The 22923-nt window shown below is 62.1% G+C and carries 21 protein-coding genes and 1 riboswitch; of the genes, 8 read left to right on the top strand and 13 right to left on the bottom strand.

The window, feature by feature from the left end; genetic code table 11:
* The first annotated feature begins 72 nt into the window (after positions 1–72).
* Positions 73–1734 carry a GH32 C-terminal domain-containing protein gene (locus tag GGD53_RS22600; RefSeq protein ID WP_184459091.1) on the top strand — a complete coding sequence of 554 codons (1662 nt, stop codon included), beginning with the start codon at positions 73–75 and terminating at the stop codon, positions 1732–1734.
* 78 nt (positions 1735–1812) lie between these two features.
* Here the strand turns inward: GGD53_RS22600 and GGD53_RS22595 are convergent, their stop codons facing one another.
* Positions 1813–2220, bottom strand: a complete 408-nt coding sequence (locus tag GGD53_RS22595; RefSeq protein ID WP_184459090.1) for a carboxymuconolactone decarboxylase family protein — start codon at positions 2218–2220, stop codon at positions 1813–1815.
* A 302-nt stretch (positions 2221–2522) separates the two neighbouring features.
* On the opposite strand from GGD53_RS22595, the gene GGD53_RS22590 reads away from it, so the two are divergent.
* Entirely contained in the window at positions 2523–3452 is a 930-nt protein-coding gene (locus GGD53_RS22590) for a TauD/TfdA dioxygenase family protein (RefSeq protein WP_184459089.1), read from the top strand.
* A gap of 85 nt (positions 3453–3537) precedes the next feature.
* On the opposite strand, the gene aspA is transcribed toward GGD53_RS22590, so the two are convergent.
* The 12 genes from aspA to GGD53_RS22530 all read right to left on the bottom strand — a co-directional run bounded on the left by aspA (position 3538) and on the right by GGD53_RS22530 (position 17588).
* Positions 3538–4965 (bottom strand): aspartate ammonia-lyase, encoded by a 1428-nt coding sequence (aspA, locus tag GGD53_RS22585; protein ID WP_184459088.1) that lies wholly within the window; start codon positions 4963–4965, stop codon positions 3538–3540.
* Positions 4966–5065: 100 nt separating this feature from the next.
* Complete coding sequence (locus GGD53_RS22580; protein WP_184459087.1) at positions 5066–6169, bottom strand: asparaginase; 1104 nt, start codon at positions 6167–6169, stop codon at positions 5066–5068.
* 69 nt (positions 6170–6238) lie between these two features.
* Entirely contained in the window at positions 6239–7711 is a 1473-nt protein-coding gene (locus GGD53_RS22575) for an amino acid permease (RefSeq protein ID WP_184459086.1), read from the bottom strand.
* Positions 7712–7935: 224 nt separating this feature from the next.
* Positions 7936–8643: a FadR/GntR family transcriptional regulator gene (locus GGD53_RS22570; protein WP_184459085.1), complete on the bottom strand. Its 708-nt coding sequence runs from the start codon at positions 8641–8643 to the stop codon at positions 7936–7938.
* A gap of 47 nt (positions 8644–8690) precedes the next feature.
* Positions 8691–9410 (bottom strand): FadR/GntR family transcriptional regulator, encoded by a 720-nt coding sequence (locus GGD53_RS22565; protein WP_184459084.1) that lies wholly within the window; start codon positions 9408–9410, stop codon positions 8691–8693.
* A gap of 84 nt (positions 9411–9494) precedes the next feature.
* Positions 9495–10316, bottom strand: a complete 822-nt coding sequence (locus GGD53_RS22560; RefSeq protein WP_184459083.1) for a bifunctional allantoicase/(S)-ureidoglycine aminohydrolase — start codon at positions 10314–10316, stop codon at positions 9495–9497.
* 55 nt (positions 10317–10371) lie between these two features.
* On the bottom strand, positions 10372–12228 hold the full coding sequence (locus tag GGD53_RS22555) for an ABC transporter ATP-binding protein (protein WP_184459082.1): 1857 nt from the start codon (positions 12226–12228) through the stop codon (positions 10372–10374).
* A gap of 34 nt (positions 12229–12262) precedes the next feature.
* Positions 12263–13459: an aminotransferase class V-fold PLP-dependent enzyme gene (locus GGD53_RS22550; RefSeq protein ID WP_184459081.1), complete on the bottom strand. Its 1197-nt coding sequence runs from the start codon at positions 13457–13459 to the stop codon at positions 12263–12265.
* Positions 13460–13592: 133 nt separating this feature from the next.
* Positions 13593–14105 (bottom strand): RidA family protein, encoded by a 513-nt coding sequence (locus tag GGD53_RS22545; protein ID WP_184459080.1) that lies wholly within the window; start codon positions 14103–14105, stop codon positions 13593–13595.
* A gap of 62 nt (positions 14106–14167) precedes the next feature.
* On the bottom strand, positions 14168–15037 hold the full coding sequence (locus tag GGD53_RS22540; protein ID WP_184459079.1) for an ABC transporter permease: 870 nt from the start codon (positions 15035–15037) through the stop codon (positions 14168–14170).
* Positions 15037–15978 carry an ABC transporter permease gene (locus GGD53_RS22535; RefSeq protein WP_184459078.1) on the bottom strand — a complete coding sequence of 314 codons (942 nt, stop codon included), beginning with the start codon at positions 15976–15978 and terminating at the stop codon, positions 15037–15039. Before GGD53_RS22535 ends, GGD53_RS22540 begins: the two co-directional genes overlap by 1 nt.
* Positions 15979–16061: 83 nt before the next feature.
* The gene (locus tag GGD53_RS22530; protein ID WP_184459077.1) at positions 16062–17588 is read right to left on the bottom strand and encodes an ABC transporter substrate-binding protein; all 1527 of its coding nucleotides are present in this window, start codon (positions 17586–17588) and stop codon (positions 16062–16064) included.
* Positions 17589–17806: 218 nt separating this feature from the next.
* On the opposite strand from GGD53_RS22530, the gene GGD53_RS22525 reads away from it, so the two are divergent.
* From GGD53_RS22525 to GGD53_RS22500, 6 genes are all read left to right on the top strand, one after another.
* Positions 17807–18391: a DUF1349 domain-containing protein gene (locus GGD53_RS22525; protein WP_184459076.1), complete on the top strand. Its 585-nt coding sequence runs from the start codon at positions 17807–17809 to the stop codon at positions 18389–18391.
* A gap of 129 nt (positions 18392–18520) precedes the next feature.
* Positions 18521–18617: riboswitch (TPP riboswitch) on the top strand.
* Between the two features lie 44 nt (positions 18618–18661).
* Entirely contained in the window at positions 18662–19465 is an 804-nt protein-coding gene (gene thiM / locus GGD53_RS22520) for a hydroxyethylthiazole kinase (protein WP_184459075.1), read from the top strand.
* Positions 19462–20097, top strand: coding sequence for a thiamine phosphate synthase (gene thiE, locus GGD53_RS22515; protein WP_184459074.1), 636 nt, complete (start codon positions 19462–19464; stop codon positions 20095–20097). Before thiM ends, thiE begins: the two co-directional genes overlap by 4 nt.
* Positions 20094–20903, top strand: coding sequence for a bifunctional hydroxymethylpyrimidine kinase/phosphomethylpyrimidine kinase (thiD, locus tag GGD53_RS22510; protein ID WP_184459073.1), 810 nt, complete (start codon positions 20094–20096; stop codon positions 20901–20903). Before thiE ends, thiD begins: the two co-directional genes overlap by 4 nt.
* Before the next feature lie 453 nt (positions 20904–21356).
* Positions 21357–21836, top strand: coding sequence for a GNAT family N-acetyltransferase (locus tag GGD53_RS22505; protein ID WP_184459072.1), 480 nt, complete (start codon positions 21357–21359; stop codon positions 21834–21836).
* Positions 21837–21860: 24 nt separating this feature from the next.
* Positions 21861–22883, top strand: coding sequence for a glycoside hydrolase family 3 protein (locus GGD53_RS22500; protein WP_184459071.1), 1023 nt, complete (start codon positions 21861–21863; stop codon positions 22881–22883).
* Positions 22884–22923 lie beyond the last annotated feature (40 nt).

Genomic DNA, 22923 nt, shown 5'->3' with positions numbered 1-22923 from the left:
CAAGTCCTCTTCCCGAGAAAAACTTGGGCCAGTCTACGGACCGGCCGTTCCTCACTCAGATTGCGTCTCCAAATGGCTAAAGCGACTGTCTCTTTTGCTTCGGGCGAGCGTTTGGAATTCTGGGCAGTTGGCCCCGGGGCCGTCACCATTTCACAATATGGTGAGACCCTCTGGCATGTACCCGCTTTCGAAGCTCATCCATCATACTATTCCTATCACCACCGCGAGGCCGGCAGCGTTGTCGTTGAATGGGACTGGCCGGACGCATTCCTTTGGACCTACTCCTACGATCCGGCAACCGTTGCGAAGGCCGGCATAAAGCTATGGGAATTCAGCACGGATGAAATTCTCATTCGCGCAGGAAAGGAAATTGGCTCATGGCTGCGAAGCGATCCTCAGCGGCCTCGACTTCATTTTTCTCCTTGTCGCAACTGGATGAACGATCCCGTGGGTCTTTGCAGGATCGGCGACTGCTGGCACCTGTTTTATCAATTCCATCCATGCGGCGGCGACTGGGGGCCGATGCACTGGGGGCATGCTACCAGCCCTGACCTGTTCACCTGGACACACATGCCGGTTTTTCTCCATCCGGAGCAGAACCTCTGGCGTCTCGGTGCGACCGGAGGCGCATTCTCCGGCAATGCATTTCAGGACAGGGATGGCAGCCTGATGTTCTTCTATACGGAACGCCTGCCTGCCTATGACCTTTTCAAAGGTTATCGCGAAATACAGAAGATCGCCCGCCCGGACCGGCGGATGATCAAGGCGGAAAGCATCTCGATCGTGCTCGAGCAGCGCCCCGAAGGAGTCGAGCACGATTTCCGCGATCCAAAGGTGTGGTGGGATAAGGCCTCCGGCGCTTATCGTATGGTGCTCGGCGCTTCTATTCATGACGACCCGGCAGTCTTGCTTTACGGCTCGGAGGATCTGCTTGAGTGGAAATACCTGGGACCGCTGTACCGTGCACCGCCCTTCTTCCGCGAGCAGGGCGCCAGAGCAGTTGAATGCCCCGATTTTTTTTCCATCGACGGCAAATGGGTGCTGATCATGGGACTTGTCGGACACTGTGATCCTGACAGCGGGCGCCACAACCTCCTCTATGGGCTTGTCGGAGATTTCGTCGATGACCGCTTCATTCCGGACTCCGATGCCCTGCAACTCCTCGATTTCGGCAGCGACTTTTATGCGATGCAGAGCTTCGCGACGGGTGGCAGGCAGATTGCCTTTGCGTGGCTCTTCAATTGGGAGTTCCGCAAGCCTGCCGGATCGCCGTATTCCGGCGAGTTGTCCTTGCCCCGCCAGCTATCGCTGGATGCGCGTAACAGGATATGTATGAGACCCGCTGACGAAGTGGAGGAGGCCCTCACTCATGCGCCTCTGTCTTCCGCAGAGCCCGGCAGATACGTTCTGGACGACGCGTCGATCGATATCCGATTGAACGGGATGCTCGACGGAACAAGGATCACCGCGACCGAAGCCGGACAATTGTCATTTTCCATCGTCGTGGAAGATCAAAGTGTCTCCGTGCAGTTGCCACAAGACGACGGATCGATCCGTTACGCCGCGGCGATTGCCGGTACGACGGATCTGAGAGTCATCCACGACAAGGGCATCGTAGAGATTTTTGCTGACGGAGGAGCCGTCTGCGGCACGCGGCGCAACTATCTCAACGTCAGACCGGACGATCTTGTTATCCTGTCAAAGGCACATGTGAGCGTTTTCAGCGAGGGGTAATCGCATCGTGCTGAAGGCGCTCTAAGAGGCAGATTCTGTACGTCGATGCCGCAGCCGCGAAATCACGCGCGTCGCTTCCTATCGCACCTCGAATTCCGGATCTGAGGGAACCTGCATGGCGAGAGCGAGATGATTTGTCTGCGCGGCAAGCCCGATGATCGTCAGGAGTTCGCCATGTTGGGCATCGGTCATGCCGCGCGCCCGGGCAGCTGCGGTGTGGGATTGAATGCAGTACTGGCAGGCATTGGCCGTCGACACGGCGATATAGATCATCTCCCGCGTCAACGGATCGATGGCGCCTTCGACCGTCATGACCGATTTGAGCGTCTCCCACACCCGCGTGAGATTTGCGGGATCATTTGCGAGAGCACGCCAGAAATTGTTGATGAAATCGGTCTTGCGTGTCGCCCTGATGTCATCGAACACGGATTGCACCGCCGGAATGGCTGCGGCCTCTTCATCCGACAGGAGTTTGACTGTTGCCATCGATTTTCCTTTCCGATGTTCCGATGCACGGCCTCGAGCATGAGATTTGCCCGGTGATCCCATGCCGCCGGCGCAAGATACGAAGAAATGGCAACGGTCGCCAGCCTCCCCGCCGCCGAGGAAATCGAAGACGCCTATTTCAGGAAAACAGGGAAAATTAGAAATTATTGTCTACAGATTTTGTAGATTATACGGTTCCATAGCCCTGTCGACTTTCAGCGATGAGATTTCGAACGCCCGATGAATCCGTCTTCGGTCGCAAGTGACCTGCCGACTTCTTCCAATATCAACAGGAGATTTCCATGAGCAATCCGGTTCTCGTCAATCAGATCATTCCCGGGTCCGATGTCGTCCCACTGACCGGCCGTGTCGGAGCCGAAATCAAGGGTATCCGCCTTGGCGGAGATCTTTCGGATGCAACGGTGGCAGCCATCAACCAGCTTCTGCTGAGACACAAGGTCATCTTCTTCCGCGATCAGGGACATCTTGACGATTCCGAACAGGAAGCCTTCGCACACCGCCTCGGCGATCTTGTGCCGCATCCAACCCAGGGACCGGTCGCCGGCACGGCTTCCATTCTCAATCTCGATTCCAGCCGCGGCGGCGGCAGAGCGGACCAGTGGCACACCGACGTCACCTTCGTCGACGCCTATCCCAAGTTCTCCGTACTGCGCGGCATCGTCATCCCGGCGGCCGGCGGCGACACGATCTGGTCCAACACCCATGCCGCCTATGAAAGCCTGCCGGCGCCGCTCAAATTGCTGGCGGACAATCTATGGGCCATTCACAGCAATGCCTATGATTATGCCGCCGTGCGCCCGCGCGCCACCGCCGAAGAGAAGAAGCATTTCGAAGAGGTTTTCACCTCGACGATCTACGAAACCGAGCATCCGGTCGTGCGTGTCCATCCGGAAACCGGCGAAAGATCGCTGCTGCTCGGCAACTTCGTTCAGCGCCTTGTCGGCCTGTCGAAGAGCGACTCCGTAAAACTCTACGAGGTGTTCCAGTCCTACGTCACCGCCCCGGAAAATACCGTGCGCTGGCGCTGGAGAGCCGGGGATGTGGCGATCTGGGACAATCGCGCCACCCAGCACTATGCCGTCAATGATTATGGTGACCAGCACCGGGTCGTACGCCGCGCCACGGTTGACGGCGATGTTCCCGTCAGCATCGATGGCCGCCGCAGCATAACCCATGTCAAGGCTGCCAAGCCGCAAGCAAGGGCGGCGTGACCGCGCACATATGAGTGTTGCCCGGCCCATGAAGCGACCAGAGCTTCATCGGCCGGTCTTCGCAACGGCAGATAAGCCCCATGCCTTACGAGAAGGAAAGCTTCTCACTCGGCCGGGTCAGCGTTTCCGGGCGCAGGACCGCATCGAGATGCTCCTTCTGCATTAGGCCGCGTTCGAGCAGGATTTCGTAGACCCCGCGTCCCGAATGATGCGCTTCCAGCGCAACCTCCGTGGCATTGCGATAGCCGATATAGGGGTTCAATGCCGTCACGATGCCGATGGACTGCTCGACCGTCTGGCGCAGCCGGTCACGATTAGCGGTAATGCCTTGAATGCAGTTCGCCTCGAGCGTCAGGCAGGCATTGGTCAGGTGACTGAGACTGCGATAGAGGCTGTAGAAGATCACCGGCTCGAAAGCGTTCAGCTGAAGCTGGCCGGCCTCGGCGGCCATGGTGATCGTCACGTCGTTGCCAATCACTTCGAAGGCGACCTGGTTGACGACCTCGGGGATGACCGGGTTGACCTTGCCGGGCATGATCGACGAACCCGCCTGCCGCGCCGGCAGATTGATCTCGTTCAGCCCGGCGCGCGGCCCCGAAGACAGCAGCCGCAGGTCGTTGCAGGTTTTGGACAGCTTGACCGCGACGCGTTTGAGCACGCCCGAAAGCTGCACGAAGGATCCGCAATCCTGCGTCGCCTCCACCAGATCCGGCGACGTCACCAGATCGACGCCGACGATCTCAGACAGGCGCTCGCGCACCAGCGCAGCATATTGGGGGTGGGCCGTGATGCCGGTGCCGATGGCCGTGGCGCCAAGATTGATCTCGCGGATCAGTGAAACGGCTTCTAGGAGACGCGCCTCATCCTCCGCGAGCATCAGCGCGTAGGTTCCGAATTCCTGCCCCAGCGTCATCGGCACGGCGTCCTGCAATTGGGTGCGGCCCATCTTGAGGACGTCGGCGAACTCGATCGCCTTGGCCTCGAATGACCCGCGCAGGACGGCCATAGCGTCGACCAAACGGTGAACGCCGATCCAGGCGGCGAGCTTCAGCGCCGTCGGATAGACGTCATTTGTGGATTGCGAGAGATTAACATGCTCGTTCGGATGCAGCTGCTGATAATCGCCCCTGTTATATCCCATGATTTCGAGGGCCCGGTTCGCAATCACCTCGTTGGCGTTCATGTTGGTCGAGGTGCCGGCGCCGCCCTGGATCAGATCGACGACGAAGTGGTCGTGCAGCGCGCCGTCGCGGATCTCGACACAGGCCGCGATGATGGCGTCGGCGCGTGTCCGATCGAGAAGGCCGAGGCTTGCATTGGCCTGGGCCGCCGCCTGCTTGATCGCAGCGAGCGACGCAATCAGGTCCGCCGATTCACGCAGAGTCTGACCGGTGATAGGAAAATTTTCGACCGCTCGCAGCGTATGCACGCCGTAATAGGCCGAGGCCGGCACGTCGCGATCGCCGATCAGGTCATGCTCGACGCGGATCTTCGCAATATCGGAGATAGTCATGGCTGAACTTTCGAGAGACGGCGCTGCGGGCCTGAATTGCGGCAGCAGGCCGGAGAGCTGATGGGCTAAGACGCGGCAAAAATTGCCACATCCGAATGTGTCATCGGGTCAAAGCCGCAGGACTGGAATGCTCTCCGTCCGGCTTCGATCCGCGCAGCTTGAACGGAAAGGATACGCCGCCCGTCGTCACCCCCATCGTGTTCACGCGCTTGGGATGATGAAACTCCGCAAGCGGATTGCGGCATTCCGGCGAACCGATGCCAAGCTGTTCGAGGATTTCCGTCAAGACGGCGTAGAGGATTTCGATGTTGCCGTCCTCGATCTTGACCGAGATGCCGAGCGCCCCATCCGCTCCCAGTCGCCTGGTATCATCGGAGACACGCACACCGATTGCATAGCTGGCATCGGCGCCGAGCTTGCCGATCATCGCGCCGTCGAATGCGCGCATCAAAACCGTGCAGTAGCGCCCCTCGCCCGCGACCAGTTCGGGATAGCGCGCCATCGCCTGGAAAATGCGAGCCAGAGCTGCGTCTCGCGTCGACAAATCCTCATGCCCCTCGCCCCGATCCGCGGCCGAAGCAAGCTTGGCGTAGAGGCGCGCCAGACGATCCAGGGGAAAAGCGGGCGTCGGCAGATTGCATCCGTCGATCCCCCATTCGACGTCCTGTGGATCCAGATCGCAGAGCTCGGCGACCGTCCGCTTCACGATCAGCTGCATCGGATGGTCCGGCAGGTGATAGTTCTCCGCCCCCGCTCCGATGGCCCGCGCGCCGGCAATCATCCCGACGTGTTTTCCCGAACAGTTGCTGCAGACAGCCGTCGGTGTATAGTCCTGCTTGATCCAGGAACGGTTCACGCTTTCCGACAAGGACGGATGGCCGCCGCAACGAAGGTCGGCCTCCTCGGCCTGGATCTTCGACAGCATGGTCCGCGTCTGCGCGATATGGCGCTCTTCGCTGCTGTGGGACGCGCACATCAGCGCGAGATCCGCATCATCGAAGCCGTAGCGCTCGACCCCATTCGTCTCGAGGATGGCAAGCGCCTGGGCCGGCTTGGCGGCAGACCGGGCAAGCGTCAGGCGCGTCGGATCTCCCAGCGCATAGAGCAACCTGCCCTTTGCATCGACGACCGCCGCATGAACGCGGTGACGGTTCTCGACGATGCCGCCACGATCGGTGACGACGAAATCCTCACTCGGGATCATTTCTCTCTCCATTGATGCGGTTTCCCGGCGGCCTTCGGCGCGCCGGGGAAAGCCTTGCTGTCGCGCGGGTCAAGCCAGATCGAAACCGCCGCGATCGTCGCCTTGTTCGGCCGCAATCAGGTGGATGCGCTCCCGCATCAGAAGCCAGCCGACCACCAGCGCCGGAATGATCAGCAGCAGAGATGCGACCGTGTAGGTGCCGACCGGATAATCGAGGGCCATCAGGATCACGACGACCGCCAGGAAGCCCAGCGTCAGCACGCCGGTGTAAGGCGCGCCGAACATCCGGAATTCGGGCCGCGCCAGCTTACCCTGACGTGACAGGTACCACAGCTTGAGCTGGCAGAGGACGATGACGCCCCATGCAGCGATGATGCCGAGCGCGGCGACATTCAAGCCGATCTCGAAGGCTGCTGCCGGAACGACGGCGTTCAGCACGACGCCGAAGGCGGTCACGACAGCGGTCACCGCAATGCCGCCATAGGGCACGCCGGATCTGTTCATTTTCGCCAGCGCCGCCGGCGCCGAGCCTGAGATCGCCATGGAATGCAGGATGCGGCCAGTCGAATAGAGGCCCGCATTGAGCGACGACAGCACCGCGGTCAGCACGACGAGGTTCATGACGACGTCGGCGCCCTGGACGCCGATCTTGCCGAAGAAGGTGACGAAGGGGCTCTCGCCGCCCTTATAGGCGGTATAGGGCAGCAGCAGCGACAGCAGCAGAACCGAGCCGACATAGAAGACCACCAGGCGCAGCACGACGGTGCGGATTGCGCGGGGCATGACCTTGCGGGCATTTTCGGTTTCGCCCGCGGCGGTGCCGATCAGCTCGATCGAGGCATAGGCGAAAACCACGCCCTGGATCACGACCAGCGCCGGCAGGATCCCGCTCGGAAACATGCCGCCGAAGTCGGTGATCGTATTCAGCCCCGGAACGTGGCCGTCGATCGGCGTGCCGGAGACGACGAAATAGACCCCGACGATCAGGAAGACGACGAGAGCGAGAACCTTGACGAGGCTGAACCAGAATTCCAGCTCGCCGAAGACCTTCACCGACAGAAGGTTCATGGCGAGAACGAGGATCAGCGCCGTCAGCGCAAATACCCACTGATCGATCATGGCGATCCATGGGACATAGGCCTTGAAGAAATTCATGTAGAGAGCCACCGCGGTGACATCGGCGACCGCCGTCATTGCCCAGGTCAGCCAGTACAGCCAGCCGACCGCGAAGGCGAGCTTTTCACCGTAAAATTCACGGGCATAGGAGACGAACGAACCCGAGGTCGGGCGATGCACGATCAGTTCGCCGAGAGCCCTGAGAACGAGGAATGCAAAAAAGCCGCACAAGGCATAGACGAGTACAAGCGCCGGACCCGCGGCGGCAAGCCGCCCACCCGCGCCGAGAAACAGGCCGGTGCCGATGGCGCCGCCGATGGCGATCATCTGGATCTGACGCGGCTTCAGCGCCTTCTTGTAGCCGAGATCCTCCTCAGCGAAGATTTGGCCATCGGCCCCGGTTCTAGTGGATTCCATGACTGTCATTTCTCCTCCCTATCGTGGGTTCGGCAGCCTCCCCGGCCGCTCCTCCGCGCAGTCCCCATAAGATGTTAATCTGCTATGCGGTCTGACAGGTTTGTGAAATAGCTGAGGATCCGCGCCACGGTCAAGGGTCTTTCGTCCAATAGTGTGCATATATGGACGCCGGTTTGCCCATCGGGCAGCTGCCGATGCCCGGACGCACGGTGTTGGAGGACGCGCGCGGCTGCTTAACGCCGTTCGGCGCCGAGGATGCGATTGACCGCCGCCTCGACCTTTTTCAGATGGACCTCCATCGCGGCCCGGGCTTCGATCTCCGAGCCTGCAAGAATGGCTTCGACAATTGCCCGGTGCTCGTCGTTCGACTCCTGGCGCCGCGGCCCTAATACCGTCAGCAGCCCGGATTGCTGCGCCATCGCCTCGCGAACCTCGTCGACGATATCGCGGAAGACAGCGTTCTTCGATGCCGCAGCGATGAGCCCATGAAACTGCGAATCCAGCCGGACCCAGGCCTCGGTATTTTCCTCCTGCTCCATCTCGTCGCAAAGTCCGAGCAACCGGGACAGTTCGTCATTGCTTCGACGCAGCGCCGCCCAGCCGGCGGCCGATACTTCGACGTAAGGCCGCGCCTCCATCAGATCACGCGCCGAGTAATCGCCATAACTGATATTTCCGTCGCCGGCAGCCGCGAGCACATATGTGCCGCTGCCCGTTCGCGTCTCCGTCAGCCCCAAAATCTGCAGCGAGCGCAGCGCTTCCCGCACAATCGGGCGGCTGACGCCGTATTTTCCTGCCAGCTTTGATTCTGACGGCAGCTTCGAACCGGCAGCAAAACGGCCTGAAAGGATGAGGCTGCGCAATTCCTCGAAGACCAGTTCCGAGGCGCTTTTGCGACTGAGGGTCGCGGGATCGGACAGCCAGTTTTCTAGATCGTTCATCGCTTGCATTCGATTGGCCGCGCGGGATATCCGGCGCGTATTTGAAATCATGCCTTCCAGGCAGTTCGTCTGTTATCGGCAATCCCGATGATGGACCGCTCGACCTCCAGCAGGTGCTCCGCCATGGCCGCGCGCGCATCCTGCTCGCTGCCCGCGGCAACTGCCTCCAGAATTCGGCGATGCTCGGCGTTCGACGCTTTGCGCCGGCCGCGAACATGCTCGACGAGTTCGGATTGCGTCGAAAGCGCGCCGCGAACATCGGCGACGACTTTGCGGAAGATCGCATTGCCGGAAGCCTCCGCGATTTCTCCGTGAAAGGCGGCATCCATCCGCACCCATTCCCGGACATCCTCTTCCTCGTCCATCCGCTCGCACAAGGATGTCAGTTGGGTCAGCTGCTCGTCCGAGCGCCGCAATGCCGCCCAACCGGCAGCCGGAATCTCGATACACGGGCGCGCCTCCATCAGATCGCGGGCGGAATAGGTGCCGCCGTCGAGTTGCCGCGCAGGGCTTTCCGAAACGACAAAAGTGCCCCGGCCGGTCCTGGTCTGCGTGAATCCCAGCGTCTGCAGCGAACGCAGCGCTTCACGCACGATCGCCCGGCTGATGCCGTAACGTTCGGCGAGCTGCACTTCCGAAGGAAGACGGATCCCGAGCGCCAGTTTCCGATCGACAATGGCCGTGCGGATATCTTCGAAGACCGCTTCGGCAGCGTTTCTTCGGCCTATCTCATTCTTCTCCGACAGCCATGAATCCATATCCCGCATCGAAGGACGATGCGGGCAATCCTGGGAGCTGTCAAGCAACCGAACAGGCTGATCGGAAGCGTCCGCGCGCGTCGCGAAAAGCGACTACCAGAGCTTCATATGACGGTTGACGTCCTTGTAGAGCAGGTAGCGGAACCGGCCGGGGCCGCCGGCGTAGCAGGCCTGCGGGCAGAAGGCGCGCAGCCACATGAAATCGCCGGCCTCGACCTCGACCCAATCCTGATTCAGGCGATAGACCGCCTTGCCCTCCAGCACATAGAGACCATGCTCCATCACATGCGTTTCCATGAACGGGATCACCGCACCCGGCTCCAGCGTTACGATGTTGACGTGCATGTCGTAGCGCACATCGGCCGGATCGATGAAGCGGGTCGTGCCCCAGCGCCCGTCGGTGTCGGGCATGGCGCGGATCGGATGGTCGTCCTCATGCGTGGCGATCGCCGGCGGCGGCTCCAGTCCCTCGACTTCCTGAAACGCCTTTCGGACCCAGTGGAAGATGGCAGGAGCCGAACCATCGTTTTTGAGGCGCCAGGCCGAACCCGCCGGAATGTAAACAAAGGAGCCGGCGCGCAGGGCGTGGCTGACGCCCTCGAGCTCCACCGTCATGCCGCCTTCGACAACGAACAGCACCGCTTCCGCCCGCTTGTCCGGCTCCGGACGGTCGCTTCCGCCGCCCGGCTGAACCTCCATCACATATTGCGAGAAGGTCTCGGAGAAGCCCGAAAGCGGCCGGGAGAGAACCCATGCCCGCGTCCCCGTCCAATGCGGAAGGAGGCTCGTGACAATATCGCTCATGACACCGCGGGGGATGACCGCGTAAGCCGTGGTGAAAACGGCCCGGCCCGAAAGCAGCTGGCTCTGCGGCGGCAATCCGCCGAGCGTCGAATAATAATCCGTCTTGTTCATGGGCGCGGCTTTCCAAGCATTTGTCTCTGCATCTGCTTTATGCGCCGCTGATCCGTTAGGCAACTCCCAAGCCGGACGTGCGATCGGCCATGACCAGATGGCCCGGCCCGACCTCGCGATAGGAGGCTTTCGGAGGGTTATAGTCGACCGGGCGCATCGGGCTTTTGATCTCGTCGTTCGCCAACAGGCGCTTTTCGTGGCGGCGGTCGGGATCGGGCACCGGCACCGCGGCGATGAGTTTCTTCGTATAGGGATGCTGCGGATTTTCGAAGATGGCGGCGCGCGGGCCGATCTCGACGATCTCGCCGAGATACATCACTGCCACGCGGTGGCTGACGCGCTCGACCACCGCCATATCATGGGAGATGAACAGAAAAGCGAGGGTGAGGCTCTGCTGCAGGTCGAGCATCAGGTTGATGACCTGCGCCTTGATCGAGACGTCGAGCGCCGAAACGCTTTCGTCGGCAACGATGACCTTCGGCTGCAGGGCGAGCGCCCGGGCGATGCAGATGCGCTGGCGCTGGCCGCCGGAAAATTCATGCGGATAACGCGCGGCCATATCCGGGGAGAGGCCAACCTTGACAAGCAAGTCGGCGACGACGTCCCTGGCGTTTCTCGCACTACCCATCCTGTGCTCGAGATAGGGTTCGGCGATCGCAGCACCCACCGTCATGCGCGGATTGAGGCTGGCGAAGGGATCCTGGAAAATCATCTGTACGGATTTGCGCATCTCGCGCAGCTCCTTCCTGCCGAGGCCGAGCACCTCCCTGCCCTCGACGAGCACCGAACCGGCCTGCGGCTCTATCAGACGCATGATGGCCCGCCCTGTCGTCGATTTGCCGCAGCCGGATTCACCGACAAGCGACAGCGTCTCGCCGGCATGGAGATCGAAAGAGACGTTTTCGACCGCGTGCACGCGGCTCGTCAGCCGGCCGAACAGGCCGGAATGGATGTCGAAGCGCTTGGTGAGGTTCTTCACCTGCAGGACCGGCGTCACGGCCACCGTATCGGCGGCCTCGGCGGGAATGTCCGATTCGCCTGTCGCGGTGTTGACCATGGGAAAACGCAGCGGCCTCTGCCGGCCCTGCATCGAGCCGAGCACCGGCACGGCTGACAGCAGCGCCCTTGTGTAGGGATGTCTGCCGCGGTGAAAGATATCGGCGGTGGCGCCGCTCTCGACCTGTTCGCCGCGATACATCACCACCGTCCTGTCGGCGATCTCGGCGACGACGCCCATGTCATGGGTGATGAAGAGAACCGAGGTTCCCTCCTCCTCCTGCAGCACCTTGATGAGATCGAGGATCTGCCCCTGGATCGTCACGTCGAGCGCCGTCGTCGGCTCGTCGGCGATCAAGAGTTTCGGCCGGCTGGCAAGCGCCATGGCGATCATCACCCGCTGGCGCATGCCGCCGGAGAAGCGATGCGGATATTCGTCGAAGCGCGAGGCGGCCGAGGGGATGCGGACCTTCTCCAAGAGCCTGATCGTTTCGGCCTTGGCGTCGGCCCGGCTCATATCGGAATGGCAAAGCAGCGCTTCGGAGATCTGATCGCCGATGGTGAAGAGCGGATTGAGCGAGGTCATCGGCTCCTGGAAGATCATCGCCACTTCGTTGCCGCGCACCTGCCGCATGGCCTGTTCGGGCAAGGCAAGCAGATCGCGGCCGCCGAGCATGACGCGGCCTTCGATGCGGCTCGTTTCCGCCTGCAACAGCCGCATGATCGACAGAGACGTCACGCTCTTGCCGGAGCCGGATTCGCCGACGATCGCCACGGTCTCACCGGGCGCGACGGTGAAGGAGACATCGCGCACGACCGGTTTCCAGGCGCCGTCGACCAGGAAGGATGTGGTCAGCCCGTCGACGGAAAGAACGGGGCTCAATGTCTCGATCGGCTGGGCTTGGGCGTTGGCCATGTCGGCTCCTCTTGCGGCGGATGAGAACGGCGGATCAATCCGGCCAGCGCAGCAATCCGTCGAAGCGGTGCCTGCTGCGGTTTTCGATCGGGGTTGCGATGATCTCGTTGGAGGCCCGCGCCTTGTCGAGCTCCTCAGCAAGCCGGTTTGCGACGATCACCTCCTGGCCCGGATGCAGGTTGCACGGATCGAGATAGAAATAGCGGTGCTCGACCTCGTGATCGCGCACGATGATCGGCGGATTGCCCCTCGCCAGCCCATCGGCCAGATCCCAGGCGGTGATATGCGCCTCTTCGGGATCGACGATGAGGCGCAGCCGGTCGAGCGGATTGTTGGTCGGGTCGGGTTCGATCAGCGCGGTAACGCCGGGACGACCATCGAGAGTCTTCTTCCAGAGATTGAGATAACCGGTCTCGCGTTCCCGGATGCCGGCATGGTCGCGGCTTTCCCAGGCTTCCAGCGCCGCCATCACTCCGAAAATGCTCTCCTTGCCGACCTTCATGCCGCGGCCGATGCCCATATTCTGCAGGAAGGCATAGCGCACCAGATCCTTGCTGCCGGCGACGATGCCCGAGGTCGGGCCGCCGAGAAATTTGTGGCCGGAATAAAGCGCGATATCGGCCCCCTGCTCCAGGAAAATCCTGAGGTCATATTCCGAGGCCGCATCGACGATGACGGGCACGCCCTTGGCATGGGCGATCTCGACGAATTCCTTGAGGTTCAGAAGACCATAATCGACGACATGATGGGAAACGACATAGACGGCAGCCGCCGTCTTGTCGGTAATCGCCCTTTCCATGTGGAAACGATGCGTCGAGGTCGCCTGGCCGATCAGCACCACCTTGCCGCCGGCAAGCCGGATCGCCTGGTCGACGGGCGCACCATAGCTCACCACATGGCCCATCTGCACCAGCACTTCGTTCTTCTCAGGTACGGCGTCCGGCAGTTTTTCGATCGCAAGCAGGTTATCGCCGGTGATTGCTCCGGCGACGGCGAGTGAAATGCCGGCCGAGCAGGAGGCGGTGATGAAGCCTGCCTCGCCGCCGGTCAGCCGGGCGATGACTCTGCTCGCCTTGCGCTGCAGGTCGTTGATCTCGACGAAGTGCGGCAGGATCGACGCCATCGCGGCGGTCGCCTCGGGAACGACGATCGAAGCGCCAAGGCTGGTCATCGTGCCGGACACATTGATGACGGGACGAAGGCCGAGCGAAGGTCTGATATCATCGGGCATGAATATCTCCGGAAGTCTGGGGCGAAGAGCAGAACATGGCGCGGTCATCCGGCAGTGTCGAGGAGCCGGAGGAAGGAGGCGGGTTAAAATAGAAAAAGCTCATCCGAGACCACTCCAAAGATGAAACATCTCGTCAGCCATGCAGGGCGACGATCGCCTCGATCTCGACGGTGATGTTGCCGGGCAGCGAGCCGAAGCCGACAGCCGAGCGGGCATGTTCGCCGGCCGCTCCGAAGACGGCGATCAACAGATCCGAGCAGCCGTTGATGACGCTCGGATGGTCCTCGAACTCGGGTACGGCGTTGACCATGCCGAGCAGCTTGACCACCCGCCTGACGCGCGAGAGATCGCCGAGCGCCTCATGCATGACGGCAAGCAGATTGATGCCGGTCAGCCGCGCATGCCGGTAAGCCTCCTCGACATTGACGCCGCCGCCGACCTTGCCGGCATGCAGGAAGCCATCGGCCTCGCGTGGCCCTTGGCCGGAAAGATAGAGCATGTTGCCTTCTATCACATGCGTCACGAAATTGGCGATCGGTGGCGGTGGTGGCGGCAGCGTTATGCCGAGAGCGGCTAACCGTTGGTAAGGCGAGTTCTCGACCTTGCCGGCGGCGGCGGGGAACTGATTCACGCGAACTCCTGTCATGCAAATTTGAATTGGCGAATTTCGATTGGCGGATTTGGATTGGCCGGCCGCTGGTCGACGGATTAAAGGTCCTTGCGCAGTCTCGGGTCGAGCATGTCCCTCAGGCCGTCACCGACCATCTGCAGTGACAGCACCGAGAGAACGATCGCCACGCCGGGGAAAAGCGTCATCCAGTCGGCCTGGCCGATATATTGCCGGCCGGCGGCGATCATCGTTCCCCAGGTCGGGACGTCGGGGCTGACGCCGAGACCGAGGAAAGAGAGACCAGCTTCGGCAAGCATCGCGCTGGCAAAGAGGAAGGTGGCTTGCACCAGGATCGGCGACAGCAAATTGCGCAGCACGTGCCGCGTCATGATGTGGAAGGTTGAAATCCCAAGCGCTCTCGCCGCCTCGACATAGGGAAGCTCGCGAATGACAAGCGTCGAGGCGCGGACGATACGCGCAAGGCGCGGCGCATAGACGATCGACAACGCGATGATGACGGTCGTCAAGGACGGGCCGAGGGCGGCGACGAGGGCGATGGCAAGCAGGATATCCGGGAAGGCCATCATCGCATCGATCAGCCGGGCGATCGGTGTATCGAGCTTGTGGAAGAAGCCCGCAAGCAGGCCGAGCGTGACGCCGATAGCGGCCGACAAGGCGACGACGGCGGCGCCAACGAGCAGCGACAGGCGGCCGGCGAAAATCGTGCGCGAGAAGACGTCACGGCCGAACTCGTCCGTGCCGAAGAAGAAGGTGCCGCTCGGCGGCTTCAGCCGGTTGACGATGGAAAGCTTCGATGGCGAAAAGGGCGCAACCACAGGCGCGAAGGCCGCCAGCAGCACGAAGATGGTCAGGATCAGCAGGCCGAAGGCCACCGTCCTGCGCTTCATCAGACGGCGGACGAATTTGCTGCCTTCGCTTTCTACGGGTTTGATTGCGATATCGGCCATCAGTAGCGCACCCTCGGATCGACGAGCAGGTAGAGCATGTCGATTGCAAAATTGATCAGCACGTAGAGCGCGGCGATGACGAGCAGCGCCCCCTGGATGACGGGATAATCGCGGCGCAGCACCGCCGAAACGACGAGATTGCCGACACCCGGCAGGCCGAAGACGGTTTCGGTGACGACGGCGCCCGAAATCAGCACCGCCGCCGTCAGGCCGAGCACCGTCAGGATCGGGATCAGCGCATTCTTCAACGCGTGCTTGAGGATGACCTTGCGCTCGATCAGCCCCTTGGCGCGCGCCGTGCGGATATAATCGTCGCCGAGCACATCGAGCATCGAGGCCCGGGTGAAGCGCAGGATCAGCGCCGAGGAGACGATGCCAAGCGCAAAGGCCGGCAGCGTCAGGTGATACATCCGGTCGATGAAGGTCGAGCCCGGGCCGCCATAACCGGAGACCGGGAAGAGATTGAGCCGGACCGCGAAGAACTGCATCAAAATGAGACCGAGCCAGAAGCTTGGAATGCTGGCGGCAAACATGGCGAGCGTCGTTGCCGCCTGGTCGACGAAGGAACCGCGCCGATAGGCGGCATAGATGCCGATCGGCAGGGCGATGATGCTGGCGATGGCAAGCGAGAACAGCGTCAGGAAGAAGGTCGGCTCGGCCCGGTCGATTAGCGCCGATGTGACCGGCATGTTGAGGAAGATCGATTGGCCGAGATCGCCCTTCAGCAGCTGGCCGATATAATAGAGATATTGCAGCCCGAGCGATTGGTCGAGGCCGAGCCGGCTTCTGAGGTCGGCAATATCCTGCGTCGTCGCGTCCGGCCCGAGCATGACTGCGGCCGGATCACCCGGCGTCACGCGCACGATGACGAAGACGATGGTGACGACCAGAAACATCACGACGATCATGCCGAATAGGCGCTGGAGGATGTAGCGTATCATGAATGCCGGCCTTCAAGCCCTTGCAGATGCGGCAGAAAAGAAAACCGGTACCCGTCCCGGAGGACCGGTACCGGCGGTGATGCTTACTTCTTGATCGAGGCGTTCCAGAAATATGGCCACGGAGCCGGATCGACGCCTTCGAGCTTGACCGATTTTGCCGAGACGGCGTTGAAATCGCCGATCTTCATGAAGGGCGCGTCGGCATAGACGGCCTTCTGAACATCGGCCCAGAGCGCGACGCGCTTCTTCGGATCGACCTCGGAGGTGAAGGCATCGACGGCCGCCTTGCGGGCCGGCGTGTCCCACCAGCCGGGCGAACTCGTCGAGAGCGACCCGATGAGCGCCGGCTCGGGAAGGAAGGGGCTGTGGGTGATGTAGATATCCCAGAGCTTCGGATCGGTGCGGCGCTGCGTCAGCGTTGCCCAGTCCACCACCTGCATATCGACGGTGAAGCCGGCAAGCTTCAGATATTCGGCGGCGACCTGCGCCATCTTGTAGTGGAACTCGTATTGACGGCTGGTCAGGATGCGGATCGGCTCGCCATTGTATCCCGCCTTCTTGGCGGCAGCCGCCGCCCCTTCCGGATCGGCGACATTATAGGCGCCCTCGACGCCGGCATCGGTCGACCAGGCAAAGGTCTTGGGATAGATGGCGCCATCGAGCGCATAGAAATCCTTGCTGCCGAAGGCGGCCGCCAGCATGTCTTCCATGCTGAGCGCTTGGCGGATCGCCTTGCGAACTTCGACATTTCCGGCAACACCTTCCTTCGTGTTGAAGACGAAGACCGGATAACCGAAGGGCTTCAGCATCACCGGCTGCGAGGCCGTCGAAGCCTTCAGCTTGTCGTAGGATTCGACCGGGATCGAGTCGACATAATCATACTGACCCGAGATGGCGGCCTCGACCCGGGTGTTCGGATCCGGCACCGGCACGAAGCGGATTTCATCGAGATATTGATGGCGGGCGCCGCCATAACCATTGCTGTCGCCCTCGCGGGACTTGTAGCCGTCGAAGCGGACGAGCTGGATATACTGGTCGGCCTTGCGCTCCTTCAGCATATAGGGACCGGTGCCGATGAATTCCTTCATCGGCTCGTCCTGCTTTTCGGAAGGGATGATGATCGCCGCCGAATTGTTGAAGGCGAGCAGCGAGGTCAGCGGCGCATAGGGCTGCTTCAGGGTGATGGTGACGGTCGAAGAATCGCCAGCCGTGATCTTGTCGATGAAGCCGGCCACCTGCTTGCCGCGCGAGGCGATCTTCATCCAGCGGCTAAGCGAGGCGACGACATCCTCCGAGGTCATGTCTGTATTGTCGTGGAACTTGATGCCGGTCCTGAGCTTGATCGTATAGGTTTTGCCGTCGGCGCTGATCTCGGGCAAGCTCTCGGCCAGAAGCGGCGTGACGTTCCAGCTCTTGTCGAAAGTGTAGAGCGTTTCGAAAATATGCTGCGTGACGATGCCGACGAGATCGGCCGTCGACGACATCGGATCGAGCGTCGGCGGCTCGCCGATGGTGGCGACATTGATGACGCCGCCCTTCTCCTGGGCAAGGAGGGTCGAAGGCAGGGCGACAAGCGCGGTGCCGAGCAGGAATGCGACTAGTGTTTTCATTTGAGGGCTCCCGATTCAGTTCCACAATTATGTAATTCATCTTTTTGTAACAGAATAAGAGTTGGAACTATCGTGTCAAGCCGAAGCCGCGGATTATGTCCGCGACAGAGGCCGGAAGCACAACATCGCCGGCCGAGACTGGTCGCCTGCGCGAAGGTCGCGCATTATGCCGATATGAAGAATCGGCAGCGTCAGGACGTCAATAAAGGGAGGATCGAATGAGCATCGACTTCAACCAGGGACGATGGCTGAATGAGCCGGCCAGCTGGCACGCCGACGGAACCGGCCTGACGATGACGACAGGCGAGAAGACCGATTTCTGGCGCGAAACCTATTACGGCTTCACCCGCGACAGCGGCCACTTCCTCGCCTTCCCCACCGGCGACAGCTTCACCGCACAGATCCGCGTCGAGGGCGAATTCCGCACGCTCTATGACCAGGCCGGCCTGATGGTCCGCATCGACGAGAAACGCTGGGTAAAGACCGGCGTCGAATTCACCGACGGCGAAGCCTTCCTCAGCACCGTCGTCACCGACGGCCGGTCCGACTGGTCAGTATCGCAGCCCTTCAAGAAACTCGAGGATTTCCGCATCCGCGTCACCGTCGCCAATGGCGCCATGCGCATCCAGGCCTCCCGCGACGGCCGCCGCTGGCCACTATTGCGGCTGGCGCCCTTCCAGGCTGCTGACCGCTACGAGGTTGGGCCGGCTGCCTGCACGCCGGAGCGTAGTGGGCTGATTGTGCGGTTTTCGGAGTTTTCGATTGCGGATGCGATTACGACGGAGCTTCATGATTTGAGTTAGCCGGATGCGATCGGGATAGCATACCCGGAAGCACGAGCAGCGACGTTCAAGCCTAATGCGCTGCCGCAAGGAGTACCGACATTCATTTTCGGAGTGACAGCCGCGCCCTTCTCTGCGAAAAAGAGCACGATTGAGAGACAGGGGCGTTCGTCGAAAGACGGGCTGAGAAGAACCCTTCGAACCTGAACCGGATAATGCCGGCGGAGGGAGTCGCTCGGGGCCTCGCCGTGAGGGGCGCCCCCCGCGCCGCCCCCGCCTGAAAGGGGCGCCATGCAAAGCAAGATCACGTCGGGAGCCATGCTGAAGGCGATGCGCGAAAAGCCGCCGCTCGTCCAGTGCATCACCAATTATGTCGCCATGAACATCGCGGCCAATGTTCTGCTTGCGTCGGGTGCTTCGCCCGCCATGGTGCATGCCGCTGAAGAAGCCGGTGAATTCGCCGGCATCGCGAATGCATTGACCATCAACATCGGCACGCTTTCGACGCAATGGATCGAAGGCATGCAGACGGCGGCGAAGGCCGCCAACGCAGCCGGCAAGCCATGGGTGCTCGATCCGGTCGCGCATTACGCGACGGCCTTCCGCCGCGCAGCGGTCGCCGATCTCCTGGCGCTCAAGCCGACGATCATCCGCGGCAACGCGTCCGAGATCATCGCGCTTGCCGGCGGAGAGAGCCGCGGTCAGGGCGTCGACAGCCGCGACCCGGTCGAACAGGCGGAGGATTCGGCACGGCGGCTGGCGGAGCGGCAGCAAGCCATCGTTGCCATCACCGGCGCGGTGGATTTCGTCACCGATGGGAAAAGAGCCGTGCGCGTTGCGGGCGGATCGGCCCTGATGCCGCAGGTCACCGCGCTCGGTTGCTCGCTTACCTGCCTCGTCGGCGCCTTTGCCGCGACCGCGCCCGAGGATATCTTCGGCGCGACTGTCGCCGCGCTTGCGACCTTCGCCGTCGCCGGCGAAGATGCGGCGCTGGGTGCCGCCGGCCCGGGCTCCTTCTCCTGGCGCTTCCTCGATGCGCTGGCTGCGATCGACGCCGAAACGCTCGATGCCAGGGCAAGGGTATCGGTCGCATGAAGCACTTCGACCTTTCGCTCTATCTCGTTCTCGATCCCGATCTCTGCGCCGAGATCGGCATGATCGAGACCGCGCGCCTTGCCGTTGCCGGCGGCGCGACGATGGTGCAACTGCGCGACAAACATGCGGGCACGACCAGAATGATCGAGACCGGCCGAGCCTTGAAACAGGCGCTTGCGGGAACCGGCGCGCTGCTTATCGTCAATGACGATGTCGAGGCGGCGATCGCCATCGGCGCGGACGGCCTGCATATCGGCCAGGAGGACATGGATGCGCGCACGGCACGGACGATGATCGGCTCGGACATGATCCTCGGCCTCTCGGTCGAGACCGCCCAGCTTGCCGGCGCCGTCGATCCCCGTCTCGTCGATTATACCGGCGTCGGACCGGTCTTTGCGACACCGACCAAGGCCGACCACAAGCAGCCGCTCGGTTTCGATGGCCTTGCGATGCTGGTGAAATCCTCACCGGTGCCGTCGGTCGCCATCGGCGGCCTCAAGGCCGAGCATGTGGCGCAGGTGTTCACAGCCGGCGCCAGGGGGCTTGCCGTCGTCTCCGCCATCTGCGGCACGCCAGACCCCGAGGCGGCCACGCGCCGCATCGCCGCAAACATCCGAAAGGTCCGCCCATGATCCGCAATGTTCTCTCCATCGCCGGCTCCGATCCATCCGGCGGCGCCGGCATCCAGGCCGATCTCAAGGCTTTTTCCGCCCGCGGCGTCTATGGCATGGCGGTGCTGACGGCGCTGACGGCACAGAACACGCAAGGCGTCAGCGGCGTGCATCTGGTGCCGCCGCAATTCGTCGCCGACCAGATCAATGCCGTCTTTGCCGATGTACGCGTCGACGCCGTCAAGATCGGCATGATCGCCAATGCCGGGATTGCGGAGGCCGTCGCCGCAGCCCTTGCTGACCGGCGCGGCATTCCCATCGTCATCGATCCCGTCATGATCGCCAAGGGGGGCGCTGCCCTGCTCGCGCCGGAGGCGGTGGACGTGTTGACCCGCCGGTTGCTGCCGCTCGCAACGCTTCTGACCCCGAACCTGCCCGAAGCCGCGGCCCTGTTGCACCAGCCGGTTGCGACCAGTCGCGATGAGATGGCGGCCCAGGCCGAACAGTTGCGCGCGCTCGGTCCCGCTGCCGTTCTGGTCAAGGGCGGCCATCTCGACAGCAACGAAAGCCCGGACGTGCTTGCCACGGCCGACGGCCTGCACTGGTTCGAAGCCCGACGCGTGCCGACAAAAAACACCCATGGCACAGGCTGCACGCTCTCCAGCGCGCTGGCGGCCGAGCTCGCCAAAGGCGCCTCGGCGCAACAGGCGGTCGCCATCGCGAAGGATTATCTCGCTGATGCAGTCGCGGCCGCCGGAAAGCTCAGCGTCGGCTCCGGCCACGGTCCGGTGCAGCATTTCCACGCGCTTTGGAAAGACGGCGACTGAAGGTTCGTTAGGCGGGCATTTGCGAGGCACTAAGATCACATTCGGCCCCTGACATCGCCGTTGCCACTCCTCGGGCTGCCGCCGACCGGGCCGAGCCACCATCCAAGACCCCTCCCCAACCCCTCCCCACAAGGGGGAGGGGCTTGAATGCCGCACCCATTGTTTTCCATTTCGCCGTCTCATCCGCAGAGGCTGATGTCTGCTGCAGTTGGCGCGGCGCGTTAGCCCCTCCCCCTTGTGGGGAGGGGTTGGGGACGGGTCTTTTCAGACGAAAGAGACTTTGTCAGCGCCTTGAAACGTTCGGCGCCCGCCCTGCGTTGAAGCCCGCGTCACCGCAACAGACGGTTCCTAATCGAATTCAAAAACCTTGTTGACAAGTGTCGTTATATGGCCAAGTCTATAACACTAAAAGGGGATACATTCCGCAATAACGGAATACCGGGAGGATGACAGGTGCCAGACCTGCTTGTAAGCTTATATTCCACTGAGCTCGCTGACCTGAAGCAGAAAGCCGATCATGTCGGCGTCTCCATCCGTCCGGCTCTTCCTCCGGAACTGCACCTCATCGTCAACTGGGTTCGCGAACAATTCAGCGAGAACTGGGCGAGCGAGGTTTCCGTCGCCTTCTCCCGCCAGCCCGTCGCCTGTCTGATCGCCGTCGAAGGCGGCAAGCTGCTCGGCTTTGCCTGTTACGACACGACGGCCCGCGGCTTCTTCGGCCCGACCGGCGTCGGTCCTGAAGCGCGCGGCAAGGGTATCGGGCTCGCGCTGTTTTCCGCCTGCCTGCAGACCATGAAAACAACAGGCCACGCCTATGCCTTCATCGGCGATGCCGGCCCCGTCGATTTCTACGCCAGGACGGCGGGCGCAATCGTCATCCCCGCCCCCGACAGGGGTATTTACGAAGGCCTGCTGAGAAGCGCGCCGAAATGACCATCTGATCCCGGAGCTCCAGAATTGTCCTCGACCCCGCTCGCCCTTTTCGTCGGCCTTCCCCACCCCACGATTTCGGATGATGAATTCGCTCTCTTCCGCGAGACCAATCCGCTCGGCCTCTTCGTCGGCCGGCGCAATCAGCGCGAGCCGGAGCAGACGAAACGGTTGATCGAACGCTTCCGCGAAGCCGTCGGCCGTGACGATGCGCCCGTCTTCACCGATCAGGAAGGCGGCCGCGTCCAGCATCTCGACGCCGGTCCCTGGCCGCTCTTCCGCAGCTTCGGCCAGTTCGCCGAGCTTGCTCACCGCGATTTCGATCTCGGCAAAAAAGCACTGCGCCTGTCCTCTCAGGCCATGGGCGCGATGATGACGGAACTCGGTCTTTCGAGCGGCTGCTCGCCCGTTCTCGATCTCGTCTTCGAGACGACGAGCGCGGTCATCGGCGCCCGCTCCTTCGGCCCCGATCCGGATTTCATCGCCGCCCTCGGCCGCGAGGTCGTCGACGGACTGCTCGAGACCGGCAACATGCCCGTCATGAAGCACATTCCCGGCCATGGCCGCGCGACGCTCGACTCCCACAAGGAGCGCCCGGTGGTCGACGCCAGCCGCCAGACGCTCATCGCCACCGATTTCAAGCCTTTCCTGGCGTTGAAGGATACGCCCTGGGCCATGGTCGCCCATGTCGTCTATTCGGCCTACGACGCCGAGCTGCCGGCGTCGATCTCGCCTGTCATGCACGACGTGATCCGCAACGACATGGGCTATGACGGCGTGCTGATCTCCGACTGCATTTTCATGGAGTCGCTCTCGGGCACGCTGCCGGAGCGCGTTGCCCAAGTGCTCGACGCAGGCTTCGACATCGCCCTCCACAGCCACGGCGACGTCAGGGAAAGCGAAGCCGCCGCCAAGGCCGCGCGCCCGCTGACGGATACTGCCCTGAAGCGGATCGCTGCCGGAAAGGCCCGCCTCGGCAATCTGAAGATCGATTTCCGCGCCGTCCATGCCGAAGTCGAAGACATGTTTGCAAGCGTGCCGGTCTCCTGACCGGCAGATTATTTCTCACCGCATAAGAAAAGGGGAATAG

The sequence above is a fragment of the Rhizobium aethiopicum genome, assembly GCF_014197535.1.
GTDB lineage: Bacteria > Pseudomonadota > Alphaproteobacteria > Rhizobiales > Rhizobiaceae > Rhizobium > Rhizobium aethiopicum_A.
Note: the sequence above shows the minus strand (reverse complement) of the source record. Positions and strands in the feature narration are given on the sequence as shown.

Excerpts from the sequence above, each read along its gene's own strand:
- GGD53_RS22550 (WP_184459081.1), bottom strand. The coding sequence starts at position 13,459 with ATGCCCGATGATATCAGACCTTCGCTCGGCCTTCGTCCCGTCATCAAT.
- GGD53_RS22545 (WP_184459080.1), bottom strand. The coding sequence starts at position 14,105 with ATGACAGGAGTTCGCGTGAATCAGTTCCCCGCCGCCGCCGGCAAGGTC.
- GGD53_RS22560 (WP_184459083.1), bottom strand. The coding sequence starts at position 10,316 with ATGAACAAGACGGATTATTATTCGACGCTCGGCGGATTGCCGCCGCAG.
- GGD53_RS22525 (WP_184459076.1), top strand. The coding sequence starts at position 17,807 with ATGAGCATCGACTTCAACCAGGGACGATGGCTGAATGAGCCGGCCAGC.
- thiM (WP_184459075.1), top strand. The coding sequence starts at position 18,662 with ATGCAAAGCAAGATCACGTCGGGAGCCATGCTGAAGGCGATGCGCGAA.
- GGD53_RS22590 (WP_184459089.1), top strand. The coding sequence starts at position 2,523 with ATGAGCAATCCGGTTCTCGTCAATCAGATCATTCCCGGGTCCGATGTC.
- GGD53_RS22595 (WP_184459090.1), bottom strand. The coding sequence starts at position 2,220 with ATGGCAACAGTCAAACTCCTGTCGGATGAAGAGGCCGCAGCCATTCCG.
- GGD53_RS22535 (WP_184459078.1), bottom strand. The coding sequence starts at position 15,978 with ATGATACGCTACATCCTCCAGCGCCTATTCGGCATGATCGTCGTGATG.
- GGD53_RS22600 (WP_184459091.1), top strand. The coding sequence starts at position 73 with ATGGCTAAAGCGACTGTCTCTTTTGCTTCGGGCGAGCGTTTGGAATTC.
- GGD53_RS22565 (WP_184459084.1), bottom strand. The coding sequence starts at position 9,410 with ATGCGGGATATGGATTCATGGCTGTCGGAGAAGAATGAGATAGGCCGA.
- thiD (WP_184459073.1), top strand. The coding sequence starts at position 20,094 with ATGATCCGCAATGTTCTCTCCATCGCCGGCTCCGATCCATCCGGCGGC.
- aspA (WP_184459088.1), bottom strand. The coding sequence starts at position 4,965 with ATGACTATCTCCGATATTGCGAAGATCCGCGTCGAGCATGACCTGATC.
- GGD53_RS22580 (WP_184459087.1), bottom strand. The coding sequence starts at position 6,169 with ATGATCCCGAGTGAGGATTTCGTCGTCACCGATCGTGGCGGCATCGTC.
- GGD53_RS22540 (WP_184459079.1), bottom strand. The coding sequence starts at position 15,037 with ATGGCCGATATCGCAATCAAACCCGTAGAAAGCGAAGGCAGCAAATTC.
- thiE (WP_184459074.1), top strand. The coding sequence starts at position 19,462 with ATGAAGCACTTCGACCTTTCGCTCTATCTCGTTCTCGATCCCGATCTC.
- GGD53_RS22575 (WP_184459086.1), bottom strand. The coding sequence starts at position 7,711 with ATGACAGTCATGGAATCCACTAGAACCGGGGCCGATGGCCAAATCTTC.
- GGD53_RS22530 (WP_184459077.1), bottom strand. The coding sequence starts at position 17,588 with ATGAAAACACTAGTCGCATTCCTGCTCGGCACCGCGCTTGTCGCCCTG.
- GGD53_RS22555 (WP_184459082.1), bottom strand. The coding sequence starts at position 12,228 with ATGGCCAACGCCCAAGCCCAGCCGATCGAGACATTGAGCCCCGTTCTT.
- GGD53_RS22570 (WP_184459085.1), bottom strand. The coding sequence starts at position 8,643 with ATGAACGATCTAGAAAACTGGCTGTCCGATCCCGCGACCCTCAGTCGC.